Here is a 15,632-nt window from a genome sequence, read left to right on the forward strand (position 1 = left end):
TTTGCAAATAATTGCGTTTCAGGGTGAGATCGTTCGTGTTAATACGCATAACTTTAAGTTACACTAATCTGTCCTCGAATTATCTGACCTTTACAGCAATGACGTGTGTGGAATAAAGTATAATGAATAGCTTATGCCACCAACTGGGCAAACAATTTATTCAAAGTAGCTTCGGCATCCAATAACAGGCCGGGGTGTACTTTTGATGATTGTACCACGGTGCTGCGGGTAGCCGTAAGCCAGCGAAAACGGGAAGGCTGATCCAGTTGGGCTATAGGGCCGGCATGGTTATCGCCATGGCATATCCTTTCAAAAGAGTTGATATTATCTTTCAGGCAATCCAGATCCAGGCCGGGAGCCAGTGCGCTGATGCGGTCCTCGTTCCACACAAAACGCACTTTTAAAAATTTCTGTTTGGGGCAAAAGACAATTACACCTACGTTGATAAATTCCTCGCGCTCCACCCTCGGCACAACGCGTATTACGGCGTACTCAAATAAGTATGGCTCTTGCATGTTGTGCTTCTTTTACAAAATTCTCAGACGCGGCTACGCGTGTGGTTAAAAAACGGTAATAACCATCGCGACGTTCGGCAGGTGTACCGTTTTCCGAATCGTCTGTAAGCCACTCATCCGGTATCAGGTTAACAATGGCCAGGATGCGCTCGTCGGTCAGGATAGCAGAAAACTCGGCATCAACCTCGTCCAACAGCGAAGCCTGGGGCAGCAGTACATGATCTTTTACGGGCATAAAGGGACGTATAGCCTGCTCGTCCCAGTTATACCAGGAGTGGTGAAAGTACAGGGATGCACCATGATCTATCAGCCAAAGTTCCTTGTGCCACATCAGCATATTGGTATTGCGCGGGGTACGATCCACATTGGTAAGCAGGCAGTCCAGCCACACAATCTGCGAAGCCGTTTTTGCATCGAGGGTGGTCACCACCGGGTCGAATGTTATAGCGCCCTGAAGGTAATGCAGCGCCAGGTTAAGGCCGACGCTAAATTTGAGCAGGTCCTGTATCTCTTCATCGGCTTCTGAACGACCAAAGGCTGGGTCGAGATTGGCGAATACCAGTTCGGGTACACGTAAACCCAGCAAGCGGGCAATTTCGCCGCCAATAAGCTCGGCTATCAGGGCCTTTACGCCCTGGCCTGCCCCGCGGAACTTAAGTACATATAAAAACTCGTCGTCACCCTCGGCAATGGCCGGTAAGGAACCGCCTTCGCGCAGGGGGGTAACGTAGCGTATTACATTAATGGTTCGGAGTTGTGGTTCGGTATAGTTCATCACAGCTATTCAAATGCAGGCACATGGCCTGTGGCAAATATAGTTAAAAACATAGCGGCGGCGGTCATGTACTCCATATGGCTTATATAAATGTATGATGCCGTCAAGAAAACTTTTATGTTTAATTATTGTAATGTAAATGTGAATTAACTTTTAAGAAACCGTATGGCCCAAAATCACAAACAACCTGCAAAAGAAACCGTCGAAAAAGAACTTACCTATATTCAGAAAGTGTGGCACACGGTGGCCATCGTTGCCCTGTTGGTGGTGATGATTCTGATAGCGCGGGTAGCGTTTAACGTATTGCTCATGGTGCTGGCAGGCACGCTGGTATCGGTTTATTTTCATGGCCTGGGCGATATGATACAACGCAAAACCAAATGGCGCAGGCGACTTTGCATGATCATTTCTGTAGCGGGCACTTTTATTATACTTACGGTTTTATTTTGGTTTATGGGAGCCAAGATCTCCAAGCAGATCACTGTATTGAGCGATTCGCTCCCCAAAACGGTGAATACCGTTAAAGAAAAGCTGTCTGAATATCCGTTGGGCAATAAGGTGCTGCTATACCTGTCGGATGATAATTCTGACAAGCTGTTTGCCACCGCTAAACAGTTTTTCAATACCAGTTTTGGTGTCCTGGGCAATATATATGTGATCCTGTTCCTGGCTATGTTTTTTACAGCTAACCCTAATCTGTATAAGGATGGTATCATTAAACTGATCCCGGAAGACCGTAAGGAACTGGGCCGCTGCGTGATCGATCGGATCAGTATGGCGCTCAAAGGCTGGCTCAAGGGCATGATGCTATCTATGATGTTGGTGTTTATTTTGATAGGTGTAGGTTTAAGTATTATGAGCATCCCGGTAGCGCTGGTGCTTGCTTTGCTCACGGGCCTGCTGAAACTAATCCCCAATTTTGGTTCTCTGGCCGCCATGATACCCGGGGTACTGCTGGCGCTCACGATAGGCACCAATACGGCCATCATTGTAGCGTTGATCTATATAGTTTCACAAACCATAGTGAGCAATATTGTAACCCCACTCATCCAGAAAAAGATGATCGATCTGCCGCCGGCACTTACCATATTATCGCAGGTACTGATGGGCACGCTTTCGGGTGTGCTGGGTATTATACTGGCCGTGCCACTATTGGCTATTGTGATGATATTGGTAGATGAGCTATACGTGAAAAAGATCAACGAGGGATCGGAAGTTTTGAGTACGAAGTCCTGAATTTGCTTGCGCGGGACGATTCGCCCCCGGGCTATGGCGGTCATAAAACGTGTCATTATGATGTGCTGATAAAAAAAGCGATGTGCTAACGGGATAAAAACTATAATTTGCTACATATTTATCCAGTCATTAAAAACAGCACATCTACCAAAATGATTTTTACCTACCAGGATCTGGAACCTATTGATCTAACCAGCGTCAACCAAATAGCCAGGGAAGCAGGAGCAGCTATACTCAGTATCTATAACCTATCGCCCGAAAATATCGGGCTCAGCCTTAAAGACGATCAATCACCGCTTACTGCTGCCGATAAGCTGTCGCATGAGGTGATATTCAATGCCCTGACCACCTTAACACCGTATATCCCCATTATTTCTGAGGAAGGCAAGGATATTCCCTACGAAACCCGAAAAAACTGGCCCTATTTCTGGTGTGTCGACCCGCTGGATGGCACGAAGGAGTTTATCAAGCATAATGGGGAGTTTACCGTCAACATCGCGCTTATCCATAAACACACCCCGGTTTTAGGCATCATCTATATTCCCGTTACCGGCGAACTATACTATGGAGGTCAAAACATCGGTAGTTGGAAAGAAAGTCACGATGGTTCAGTTGTCCGGCTGCATGCGGATACAACCAGCATCAACTGGATAGCCGCCGGCAGCCGTTCACATGCCTCGCCCGAAGAAACCGCAGTATTGAATCAATATCCCATTAAAGAGACAATTACGGTGGGAGCTCACTCAAATTTTGCCTCATAGCCGAAGGGAAAGCGCATATTTATTACCGCCATGGCCCAACCATGGAGTGGGATACCGCCGCCGGGCAGGCCATAGCCACATCCAGTGGTGCAAAAATGACCATGCCCAGTGGCGAACCTTTTCTGTATAATAAAGTTTCACTGCTTAATCCGGGCTTTTTGTGCAAGGTAAAGTAGGTGTTATCTATAGCTACCAGGCCGCAAAATATCGCTGTTGAAAATTAACTGATCTTAAAGTAATTGAGGTTATAACAAACGTTTGTGTTAAATTAATTATTAAGGCAGCCTGAGTTAATCATTAATTTCATTGGTATAATACAATAACAAAATGCTCTGGCATGCTTAAAGTGCCGGGACTATTTAAACGCTAACATGAAGTATAAACACATTAATTTATGGCTCTTTTGTATGGCCATGACGCCATTTTTGGCTATTGCCCAAACTAAACCCGCTTATAACGAACTGCAGGTATTCGATCATTCGTTTTTTACCTATAATGGTAATGAGTTTCGCAGTGCAAACGGTGCACCCGGTCCCAAATACTGGCAAAACAAAGCCGATTATGTGATCAATGCAGAGCTGGTTGAAAAGGATACCCTGATCAAAGGCAATGTAAGCATCAGTTATACTAATAACAGTCAGGATACACTCAATTACCTCTGGCTACAGCTGGATCAGAACCTGTTTAAACCCGATTCACGCGGCGCTGCTACAACGCCGCTTAGTGGCGACCGTTTCGACGCCAAAGGTTATACCAAGGGAGGCTATGATATTGGCGCGGTTTCGGTTACCTATATGGGTAAAAACTATGTGATCAAGCCTACCATTACCGATACCCGCATGCAATTGCGTTTGCCTTTTGTGGTAAAACCCCATGGCGACCAAATCAACGTAAAAGTAAACTACTCTTTCTATGTACCCCATTACGGCGCCGACCGTATGGGCAGGTTAGGGGTTAAGCAAGGCGTGATCTACCAGCTGGCCCAATGGTACCCGCGTATGTGCGTGTATGATGACGTGAATGGCTGGGATACCCTGCCTTATATAGGAACCGGCGAGTTTTATTGCGAGTATGGTAATTACGATTACTTCATCACCGCACCTGCCGATATGATCGTAGCAGGTTCCGGCGATCTGCAAAACGCCCAGCAGGTATTAACTATGGAGCAAAACAAGCGCCTGGCCGCAGCTGCCAAAAGCGATAGCTCGGTACACATTATTACCGAAGCTGAGGTGGGTACGGCAGGCATCAGGCCAAAACATGAAGGTATGTTAACCTGGCATTATAAAATGCATAATACCCGCGATGTATCCTGGTCGGCCTCCAAAGCCTTTATCTGGGATGCCGCAAGGGTTAACCTGCCGGGCGGCAAAAAGGGTTTGGCCAACGCGGTTTACCCGGTTGAAAGCCGTGGTTATGATCGTTATGGCCGGGCTGCGCAATATTTAAAAAACAGCATCGAGTTTTACTCTAAAAATTATTTTGAATATCCCTGGCACTCGGCATTTGTGGTGGCTGGCGTGGCATTAGGTATGGAGTATCCGGGAATTGTTTTCTGTAGTTACCAGATCAAAAAGGACGATCTGTGGCATGACATCACCCATGAAATGGGCCATAACTGGTTTCCGATGATTGTGGGCAGCAATGAGCGCCGCTTTATGTGGATGGATGAAGGGATGAACACGTTTATCAATGGTTATGCCTCTAACTGGTTCAACCATGGCGAATATGGCGATACCAGCAGCGTGGCCGTACGTATGACCCGGAGTCTGCTGCGCGAGAAAGACCCGCTGATGACCCCGCCCGAAGTAATGCACGATGGCGGTCAGTATTATTATAAAACAGCCCTGGCCCTGAATATTTTGCGCAATGAGGTTTTAGGGGCCGACAGGTTTGATTATGCCTTCAATATGTACATTAAACGCTGGGCCTACAAACATCCTTTACCTGAGGACTTTTTCCGTACGATGAATGATGCCGCCGGCGAAGACCTGAACTGGTTCTGGAAGGAATGGTTTTATACCACCTGGAAGCTTGATCAGGCGGTTACCGATGTGAAATATAATAAAAATGACCCAGCCGCCGGAGCCGTGATCACTATAGAGAATTTAGGTGAAATGGCGTTGCCCATAACTTTAAAAGTGACCGAGCAGAACGGTAAGGCACAAGTGATCAAACTCCCGGTTGAGGTGTGGCAAAAAGGGGCTAAGTGGAAATTGAAATGTAATACCACATCAAAAATAACCTCGGTTATTGCTGATCCCGACAGGCAACTGCCGGATATTGATCGTAGCAATAATATTTTTAAATTGCCTGAGTAAGCGGTTCTCTATAGAGCTGGCTAAAAGGCATAAAATGAGTAGAATACCTGATCAGAAAGGAATGGTTGTTTGGCTGTACGGGTTATCCGGTGCAGGCAAAACAACCATTTCTCTTTTATTAAAACAGCAACTGGAGAATGACGGCTTTTTTGCAGTTTGCCTGGATGGTGACGTATTACGATCGGGTATTAATAAGGACCTCGGTTTCGCCGAAGATGACCGGGAGGAGAACATCCGCAGGGCCGCCGAAATTGCAAGGCTCATGCTACAAAACAACATCATTACCATTTGCTCCTTTATTACCCCGCTGCAAAAACACCGTACCCTGGCGTCAGCCATCATAGGTCAATCCTTTACAGAAGTATTTATTGAATGCCCGCTGGAGGTTTGCCAGGCGCGTGATGTTAAAGGCCTGTATAAAAAGGCCAGTGCCAATCAAATAATCCATTTTACAGGGATCAGCTCATCGTTCGAGGTACCCACAAATCCAGAATTGATCATCCATACCGCCGCCGAAAGCCCTGCGGAAAGTATGGAGAAAGTGTATAATTATATAACACCTTTATTCAAAGGCACTATTAATACGAAGACTGACCGCTAAGATGGTCGAATTTGCCATAATTATTGCCTTAAAAATGTGTTGTTTATATCGCCATAAATCAAAAGTTTTTGCGCTGTTGCCCAAAACAGGAAGCTTTTGAATGATAACTCGAAATTATATCAGTCTGTAAAACCTAAAAGCCTGCTATCTGCACGGTCTTTCTTTTGGGTGCTTATGTATTTTGTTGTTTATCAAACGTTTGTGTTGGTTAGTCTTTTGTAAAACAAACGTTTGCGTGGTGTTTGAGGGGTTGCAATTTTGCTTTGTTTAGGCCTTATCTCTAATTTCCAATATCCAAAAAAACATAAAAAAACCGACTGGAAATTTATTGACCAACTAATTAACACCAACAATGTATGATTAAAATTTACTCACAACTTGGCCCGGATTTCATGCAAGGTATTTTTTCAAAGGGACGCTCCTGTGTTAGTCCTTTTTTGAAACTGGTTTGCTGTTATCTGTTTGTAATGTTACCCACCTGGGCAAGCGCCCAAACGGTAATTAATGGTACCGTAAAAGATACCAAAGGTGTACCCGCGATTGGTGCTACAGTATCCGAAAAAGGAAATAAGAACACAGCTGTAACCGACATCAATGGTAAATTCCGATTAACTCTTAAAGGTAAATCGGGAGTATTAACGGTAACCTATATAGGTTATAAACCACAGGAAGTAACCATAGGCTCATCAAATGAGGTATCGGTTGTACTGGAAGAAGATCTGAATAAGCTGAGCGAAGTAGTGGTGGTAGGCTACTCATCTAAACAGGTATCGCAACTGTCAAGCTCGGTTTCTGTAGTTAGCGGTAATAAATTAAGGGATGTTACCTCGAATGACCTGGTTAGCCTGTTACAAGGTAAAGCCCCGGGTATAGTCGTATCGTCCGGCTCTGGCGATCCCTCCTCGGGGGCCAATATCCTGATCCGCGGGGCCAGCAGCATCAGCGCGAGTACAAGTCCGCTGATTGTGGTCGACGGTAATATCGGCGGCACCTATAACCCCACAGATGTGGAATCGGTAACGATATTGAAAGATGCTGCAGCAACCGGCCTATATGGCTCAAGGGCAGCCAACGGGGTAATTATCGTGACTACCAAACAGGGTAAGGCGGGCTTAACAAAAATTGATGTAAACTCGGTAGTGGGATTTAACAACGCCACATTTGGTAAGTTTCATTTAATGAATTCGCAGCAGTTGTATGATTACCAAAAAACATTTCTTACACCTGATCCATCGGTACTAAAATATAATACCAACTGGCTCGATTTGGCTTTCAGGACCGGCGTTACACAAAATCATACAATTTCTGTTTCTGGAGGCAGCGATAAAACACAGTTTTATGTTTCTGGTAATTACTACAAGGAGCAGGGTACATTAATTGATAATGCCAAAACATCTTATAACCTGCGCTCAAACCTAACCACAAAATTGAGCGATAAGTTAAAGCTAAGCGTTTTACTGAACACCATTTATAACAAGGATAATAACCCCACCAGTCTTTTCACCGGTAATGCCCTGTACGATGCTTATTTAAGTATGCCGTATGATCCTGCTTATAATGCCGATGGCACACCAACTGATGGCAGAACTTATCCGGGCTGGGTGGGCCGCGATAAAGAGAACTTTTTGCAGGGCCTGCAATATAATTTTGCCAATGCCAAAAGCCTCAACACCAGCGGCGATTTTAATATAGACTATGCCATAATCAAACACTTGAGTTTTGCTACTTACAACCGCGTAACGTTGTATAATTACCGTGATGAAACTTATTATGATACACGTACCAAGGATGGTGGGGCAAACTCTGGTGAGCTGTATAACAGCAGTAATTTCAGCAGTACTTTACTAACTTCCAATCGCTTAAAATATGATAACAGCTTCGGCAATCATAATTTAACCTTGCTGGCAGTTGGCGAAGGGCAGAAATATCATTATGATGACCAGTACCTGAACGGAAAAGGCCTGCCTGCGGGCAGCCCGGTAATGTCAACCGCTACGGATATTATCAGCAACCCAAGCGGCGGTGTGGATGAGTATAATTTCCGTAAATACCTGGGCCAGGCCGATTATAACTATGCCGGTAAATATTTCCTGGTAGGTTCATATGTGCATGAGTATTCTTCACGCTTTGGCAGCAACAACCCAAGTGGTAACTTTTACCAGGGCGGCGCTTCATGGATACTCACCAAGGAAGACTTTATGCAAAACGTAAAGTCCATTAATTTCCTGAAACTACGTGCAAGCTACGGTACAACCGGTAATGCCGAAATTGGTAACTACGCGGCATTGGGTTTATATAGCATTGATCAGTCGGCTAGTTACAATGGTGCCCCAGGCTCTTATCCATCGCAAAAAGCGAATCCTAATCTTACGTGGGAGAAAATGAAAACGGCCAATATTGGTTTAGATCTGGGTTTGTTTAACCGCATTGATGTGAATATTGATGTTTATCAAAAAACATCAAGCGCTTTATTATTCCAGAAACCATTACCGGCAACATCGGGGTATAACTATGTATTTGAAAACATAGGCTCGGTACGTAACCGGGGATTGGAGATCAACGTGAATTCCCGCAATCTTATCGGCGCTTTCAAATGGGAAACCAATTTCAACATCGCGTTTAACCGCAACAAAGTATTATCCCTAGATGCAGGGGAATCTATGGCATCGCCGGGAGCATCCTTGCCAATTGCTGTAGGGCATGATATGAATGAGTGGTATATGCCGATATGGGCAGGCGTTGATCCGGCAAATGGTAAACCACTATGGGAAAAATTAGTTACCGATGCCAATGGTAACGTAACCAAACAAACAACCAGTGTTTACTCACAGGCATCAGCTTCAAAACAATTTACCGGCAAATCGGCATCGCCTAAATTTACCGGCGGTATTACCAATACCTTTTCTTACAAAAACTTCTCGTTAAGCACCTTCTTTAATTTTGTTTACGGCAATTATGTGTATAACGATAGCCGTGTTTATTTTGATAATGATGGTTTATATGACAGTTATAATGTTATGGTGCCACCCAAAGGCTGGACACGCTGGCAAAAACCTGGCGATATAGCTACTGAACCACAAGCCATACAGGGTGGGAATAATAACTCTAACTCTACCTCATCAAGATACCTGGAAAACGGCAGTTACCTGCGTCTGCGCAACGCTACCCTGGGTTATCAGTTACCACAAACCTGGCTGAATAGTTTAAAGATCAGGAGCGCCAGGATATTTGTAAGCGGAGATAACCTGTTCACGATCACCAAATTTACTGGAACCGATCCGGAAGTAAGCCTGAGTAACAGTAATATAGGTACGTCGAGCTTTAAATACCCTATCAGCAGAAAAATATTGTTCGGTGTGAATGTTGGATTCTAAAAAAAACGAAAATGAAGATTTTAAAATATATAAAAATAATGCTCATTGTTGGTCTTTTAGGATCTGTAGTGAGTGCTTGTAAAAAGGTAGAGCCATCAACCGCTATTGATGAAAAAGTAGCCCTGGGCGATTCCTCGCATATAGCAACGGCTACCATTGGTAATTATGCCGTGCTCCGGAACCCCGATTATGTAAGAAGCGGGCATTTCCTGATGGAATACCCTGGTGATAATATAGCACAGGGGCAACCATCATCAGATGATCTTTCCAGGTGTTACCGGTATAATCATATCCCGACAGGCGGTCATGCTACCGCTTTTTGGAAACAGGCTTATCACCTGGTAGCAGCGGCTAACAAGATCATAGCTGCTATCCCGGATAACGCTTCAACAAGTTTAAAACAACTAAAAGGAGAAAATCTTTACCTGCGTGCCATGGCTGAATTTAACCTCGTACGTATTTTTGGCAGGCCATATACACAAGGTAACGGCAGTAATCCGGGTGTGCCGATATTGGTAGAAACCAGTAACGACATTGCTCCGGCGCGTAGTTCGGTAAAAGATGTATACAGCGCGGTATTGGCCGATCTTTTAAAAGCCGCCGACCTGATGACCGTTGCTAATCAGAATGTATATGCATCCAAAGAGGTGGCTTACGCATTATTATCACGCGTTTATTTATACATGAATGATAATGCCAATGCTATTAAATATGCCAACCTGGTCATCAATTCTGGCCGTTATGGTTTATTGCAGGGCGGTGATTATCAGAACTACTTTAGCGGTGTGCCCGAAAACAACAAGGAAACCATTTTCTGTATAAAGTATACAAAAACGCAGGATCAGGGCTTTAGCGCTATCGGCTCTATGTATTACAGTGGCCAGGGCCCGGATGGTACCAGTTCTTTAACCACTCCCGGTGGACAAGGCAATACCGGCTGGGGCGAGGTGTACGCTTCAAAAACTTATGTGGAGGATCTGGATAAATACCCTAACGACCTTCGCCATAGCTTCATTGCACCATACACCATTGCAGGTGTTTTACAATACAATCCAAAATTGACACCCAAGACACCGATGTATTACATTACCAAGTACAGTTTTCAGGAAGGTATAGTAACGCTGAGTTCGCCGGTATACCTGCGCCTTGCCGAAATGTATTTGAACCGTGCCGAAGCCAACGCTAAACTGGGCAACAGTCAGGCGGCTCTTGATGATGTTAACATCATTCGTACCCGGGCGGGCATACCTACGCTTACTTTGACCGATGTGGCCGCTAACCGTGTATTGGCCGCGGTGCTGGAAGAGCGTCGCCTGGAGTTTGCTTTTGAAGGACAGCGGTCTTATGATCTGTACAGGAATAACTTACCTATGGTACGTAATTACCCGGGTACGCACGCGCTCAACAACACACCAACAACCAATATTATGCAAACGGTAGCGCCTACCGATCCGCGGGTGATATTCTTTATCCCACAAACAGAAATTGATAATAACCCAAAACTTACACAAAATCCATAGCATAAAAGCCATGCCATTATAGGTATGGCACTATACAGCAAACAGATATTTTATTTAATATTACACAAGGAGGGGTAACACCCTCTTTTTGAATTTATATCTGTGATTTATACGATATTATGAAAAGACAACTCTTTGCGCTCATTTTCCTGCTACCTGCTCTTGCGGCACAAGCCCAAAAAATACCTTATACCAATTGTAAAAGCTGCTGGCTGCCCGATTCGTTGGGAAATCATCGGGTAGTTTTAACTTTTACCGGCACAGGTAAGGCAGCCAAAGCGCTCATTCCATGGAGAAGGAGAGATAATGATCCGGAAAACAAACGGGTGATTATTGAGGATGCCCATACCAAGCAAAAAGTGACCAATGTAAAATTGGGCGCCATTACCCGTGAAAGCGGCGAAGTGGTTTTTGAACCCACATCGGGCAAGGGGACTTACTTTGTGTATTACATGCCTTATAAAAATGAGGGCAAGTCCAACTATCCGCGAGGTATCTATATGAAACCGGAAAATACCGCCTCACCTGCATGGTTAAACAGCCTGGGCAATAATATCCCGGCGGCCACAGTAAAAGAGTTTCAGTCGGTAGATGCTTTCAATAGCTTTTACCCGATGGAAGTGAGCGCCACCAAAAATGAAACGGACGCGCTGATCGCTAAACATAAAAGCGAATCGTTTTTAGTTTTTCCGGAGGATAGGTTGAACTCTATCCGGATGACCAAAGACCTGCCCCAGCGCTGGATAGAACTTGGTCCGCAAAGTAAATATACCGGCTCAGCATTACGCGGCGAAAACTTTTCGTTCCAATTGGGTGTATACGCCCTGCAAAACCTGGATGATGTAAAGGTTACTTTCAGCGATCTGAAAAGCGCGACCGGTAAAAAGATCCCGGCTTCGGCTTTGTTCTGTATCAATACAGGCGGTACGGCTTATGACGGTTCGCCGCTGACCAAAACAGTGAGCGTAACTACCGGAACTATCCAGGCTTTATGGTGTGGTATTGATGTACCTGCAAGCGCAATGGCGGCTGGTTATACCGGCAAGGCTACGATTAGCAACGGCAAAACGGCCAAAGAGATTCTATTATCTCTGAAAGTAAACCCGGCATTAGCCAAAAACGGAGGTGTGGATGAACCCTGGAAAATGACCCGCCTGGGTTGGCTGAATTCCACCATGGCGCAAAAAAATACGGTGATAGCACCTTATAAACCACTGGTAGTAAAAAATAACACGGTAGAACTATTGGGTAGAAAAGTAGAGGTGAACAGCGATGGTTTCCCGAAACAGATCCAGACTTTCTTTACTCCTGAAATGACCGAATACGCCGACGCACCCAACAACCTGCTGACCGAGGCTATCCACTTTCATTTCCTGAACACCGCCGGTAAAAACATCAAGCTGAAAAGCCAGGGCCTGCAATTCATCAAGCAAGAGCCAGGTACGGTGCAGTGGACAGCCACCAGCGCCAACGATAGCTTACAGATGGAAGTAAGCGCTTCTATGGAGTTTGATGGTTTTATAGCCTATACCGTGAAGGTAAAAGCCTTGCAGGATGTGAGTTTTAAAGATATTACCATGCATATCCCTTTTAAACGGGATGTGGCCAAATACATGATGGGCCTGGGCCAAAAAGGCGGCTATCGCCCCGAAAACTTTGAATGGAAATGGGATGTTACCCATAAAAATCAGGATGGCGCCTGGATTGGCAACGTAAACGCAGGCTTGCAGTATTCGCTGCGCGATGAAAAATATGTGCGGCCGCTGAATACCAACTTCTATCTGCAAAAGCCGCTCATTCTGCCATCATCATGGGGTAATGGCGACAAAGGTGGCATCAACGTAAAAGACGACGGCAAAGCGGTGCTGGCCAATAATTACAGCGGCGAACGCAAGTTGAGCAAAGGTGATGTGCTATATTACAACTTCAACTTGTTGATCACGCCTTTCCATACCATCAATACCGATTTTCAGTGGGCTACCCGTTTTTATCATGCCTACAAACCTATCGATACCATAAAACAAGCTGGTGCCACGGTGATCAATATTCACCACGCCACCGCTATCAACCCCAATATCAATTACCCCTTCATCGCCTGGAAAGCCATGAAGGCTTATGACGATTCGGCACATGCCGAGGGTTTAAAGGTGAAGATCTATAATACCATCCGCGAGTTATCCAATCACGCTTATGAAACCTTTGCTTTACGGAGTTTGGGACATGAGATCTATTCGCCGGGTAAAGGCGGAGGTTTCAGCTGGCTGCAGGAGCACATTGGCGATGATTACATTGCCGCCTGGTTTGTTCCCGAAATTAAAGATGCCGCTATTATCAACAGTGGTATGAACCGCTGGCACAATTACTATGTGGAGGGCATGAACTGGCTCACCCAGAACGTAGGCATCGACGGGATTTACCTGGACGACGTGGCTTTTGACCGTGTAACTATGAAACGCGTTAAACGGGTGTTGACCAAAGATGGGCATCCCGGTATCATCGACCTGCATTCGGCCAACCAATACAACAAAAGTGATGGTTTTAACAACAGCGCCAACCTGTATATGGAGCATTTTCCATACCTCAACCGCCTGTGGTTTGGGGAGTATTTTGATTACGAAAAGAATAGTCCGGATTTTTTCCTGACCGAAGTAAGCGGTATTCCATTTGGTTTAATGGGCGAAATGTTACAGGATGGCGGCAACAAATGGCGTGGAATGGTTTACGGCATGACCAACCGCATGCCCTGGAGCGATGGCGCCGATCCGCGCCCGATATGGAAAGTTTGGGACGATTTTGGCATCAAAGGTACCAAAATGATAGGCTACTGGGTTGATGATAACCCGGTGAAGACCGACCATGATAAAGTACTGGCTACCATCTACAAAAAAGATGGTGCTGTACTGGTTTCCATAGCCAGCTGGGAGGATAGCGATACCGAGATCCAGCTAAAAATTGACTGGAAAAAATTAGGCATTGACCCAAGTAAAGCAACGATCACCGCGCCGGAGATCAGGAGTTTTCAACCCGCCAAAACATTTGGTTTGAATGATAAGATCCCGGTTGAAAAAGCCAAAGGCTGGCTGCTGATCATTAAATAAACGATATGATTAATAAAAAACAAATAAGCAGGATATTATGCGCCTGCGCCACTTTTACACTCCTGCAATTGAGCAGTCAGGCTACTGCTCTTCCGGCAGACAGTACTCTCACAGTACCACTGGGCGGCAATGCCTGGGTAAATAAGAACGCACAAGCCATTATTGACAATGCTGGTCTGAACAATTGGAGCAGTAACACCGATGTGATAAGCGTATATGTACGCCTGGAAGCTGCCGGCGATCTGAAAATAGCGCTGCGCTTGCAGGTGCCCGAAGGTAATAGTACCATCAAAGTATCGGCGGGGCAAAGCGTGTTGACCAAAACGGTATCTAATCAGGAAGCCGCTGTTGTTGACTTTGGCACCGCCCACATTAAAGCCGCGGGCTATCTGCAAATAAAACTGCAGGGCTTAAAAAAGAGCGGCAAGGTATTCGCCCAGGTGAGTGACCTGTTATTGAGCGGCCCGGCTACGGCCAATGGCGCTGAGTATACTAAGGATAATCACGACAATTATTTTCACTGGGGCAGGAGAGGGCCATCAGTGCACCTGAACTATCCATTGCCAGACGAAGCCAAAACTACCACCGAATGGTTCTACAACGAGGTGACTGTTCCTGTAGGTAACGATGTGCTGGGTTCGTATTTTATGGCTGATGGTTTTACGGGTGGCTATTTCGGTATGCAGGTAAACTCGCCAACAGAGCGCCATGTGTTGTTCTCTATCTGGAGCCCCTTCAATACTGATGATCCTAAAAGCATCCCCGATAGTTTAAAAATTCACCTGTTAAAGAAAGGAGCAGGTGTACACGGTGGCGAATTTGGCGGAGAAGGATCTGGTGGGCAAAGCTATATGAATTATCCCTGGGTGGCAGGTAAAACCTACGCCTTTTTGATACATGCCCAGGCTGATGCCGCGGCTAAAACCACCATATTTACTGCCTATTTTAAACCTGCCGATCAAAGTATCTGGCAACTGGTGGCCAGCTTTAAACGACCGATGTCGGGCTTTTATTTAAAAGGCTTGTACTCGTTCCTTGAAAATTTTGATCCGGAAATGGGTAATACGGAGCGCCGTGTAAACTTTGGTAATGGCTGGCTGATAGATACAAATGGTAAATGGTACCCGCTCACCAAAGCCCTTTTTACCGGCGATGCTACTGCAAATATCAAATACAGAAAGGATTACGGCGGAGGTGTACAGGGCGATCATTTTTACCTCAGAAATTGTGGATTTTTTAATGATTTTTCGACCTTAAGAAGCGATCTTAGTCGCCAACAATCAGGTATGGCCCACCCCACCATCGATTTTAATAAATTACCTTAATAATAGTATCAAGTAGTTAGTATCAAGTATCAAGACCATCCGCAGGGTATCCGAGAGTTTATTACTGCTAAGAAAAAAGTCTTGATACTTGATACTAGCTACTTGA

11 protein-coding genes are annotated in these 15,632 nt (G+C 45.3%); 9 read left to right on the forward strand and 2 right to left on the reverse strand.

Annotation, left to right across the window (positions count from 1 at the left end; all coding sequences use genetic code 11):
- Positions 1–131: 131 nt before the first annotated feature.
- Both FHW89_RS25940 and FHW89_RS25945 read right to left on the reverse strand, forming a co-directional pair.
- Entirely contained in the window at positions 132–515 is a 384-nt protein-coding gene (locus FHW89_RS25940; RefSeq protein WP_172337957.1) for a DUF3037 domain-containing protein, read from the reverse strand.
- Positions 493–1,290 (reverse strand): HipA family kinase, encoded by a 798-nt coding sequence (locus FHW89_RS25945; protein WP_172337958.1) that lies wholly within the window; start codon positions 1,288–1,290, stop codon positions 493–495. Before FHW89_RS25945 ends, FHW89_RS25940 begins: the two co-directional genes overlap by 23 nt.
- A 165-nt stretch (positions 1,291–1,455) precedes the next feature.
- Here FHW89_RS25945 and FHW89_RS25950 point away from each other — a divergent pair, with 165 nt between their 5' ends.
- The 9 genes from FHW89_RS25950 (at position 1,456) to FHW89_RS25985 (ending at position 15,526) form a co-directional block, all read left to right on the forward strand.
- Entirely contained in the window at positions 1,456–2,526 is a 1,071-nt protein-coding gene (locus tag FHW89_RS25950; RefSeq protein ID WP_172337959.1) for an AI-2E family transporter, read from the forward strand.
- A 152-nt stretch (positions 2,527–2,678) separates the two neighbouring features.
- The gene (locus FHW89_RS25955; RefSeq protein ID WP_216650694.1) at positions 2,679–3,287 is read left to right on the forward strand and encodes a 3'(2'),5'-bisphosphate nucleotidase CysQ; all 609 of its coding nucleotides are present in this window, start codon (positions 2,679–2,681) and stop codon (positions 3,285–3,287) included.
- A gap of 17 nt (positions 3,288–3,304) precedes the next feature.
- Positions 3,305–3,463, forward strand: a complete 159-nt coding sequence (locus FHW89_RS28725) for an inositol monophosphatase family protein (protein ID WP_371742493.1) — start codon at positions 3,305–3,307, stop codon at positions 3,461–3,463.
- A 195-nt stretch (positions 3,464–3,658) separates the two neighbouring features.
- On the forward strand, positions 3,659–5,608 hold the full coding sequence (locus FHW89_RS25960; RefSeq protein ID WP_172337960.1) for a M1 family metallopeptidase: 1,950 nt from the start codon (positions 3,659–3,661) through the stop codon (positions 5,606–5,608).
- Positions 5,609–5,642: 34 nt separating this feature from the next.
- The gene (gene cysC / locus FHW89_RS25965; protein WP_172337961.1) at positions 5,643–6,209 is read left to right on the forward strand and encodes an adenylyl-sulfate kinase; all 567 of its coding nucleotides are present in this window, start codon (positions 5,643–5,645) and stop codon (positions 6,207–6,209) included.
- A gap of 467 nt (positions 6,210–6,676) precedes the next feature.
- Entirely contained in the window at positions 6,677–9,583 is a 2,907-nt protein-coding gene (locus tag FHW89_RS25970; RefSeq protein WP_172337962.1) for a SusC/RagA family TonB-linked outer membrane protein, read from the forward strand.
- Between the two features lie 11 nt (positions 9,584–9,594).
- Positions 9,595–11,103, forward strand: coding sequence for a RagB/SusD family nutrient uptake outer membrane protein (locus FHW89_RS25975; RefSeq protein WP_172337963.1), 1,509 nt, complete (start codon positions 9,595–9,597; stop codon positions 11,101–11,103).
- 119 nt (positions 11,104–11,222) lie between these two features.
- Complete coding sequence (locus FHW89_RS25980; RefSeq protein ID WP_172337964.1) at positions 11,223–14,201, forward strand: glycoside hydrolase domain-containing protein; 2,979 nt, start codon at positions 11,223–11,225, stop codon at positions 14,199–14,201.
- A 5-nt stretch (positions 14,202–14,206) separates the two neighbouring features.
- Positions 14,207–15,526: a DUF3472 domain-containing protein gene (locus FHW89_RS25985; protein WP_172337965.1), complete on the forward strand. Its 1,320-nt coding sequence runs from the start codon at positions 14,207–14,209 to the stop codon at positions 15,524–15,526.
- Positions 15,527–15,632 lie beyond the last annotated feature (106 nt).

Source organism: Mucilaginibacter sp. SG564, assembly GCF_013149275.1.
Taxonomy (GTDB): Bacteria; Bacteroidota; Bacteroidia; order Sphingobacteriales; family Sphingobacteriaceae; genus Mucilaginibacter.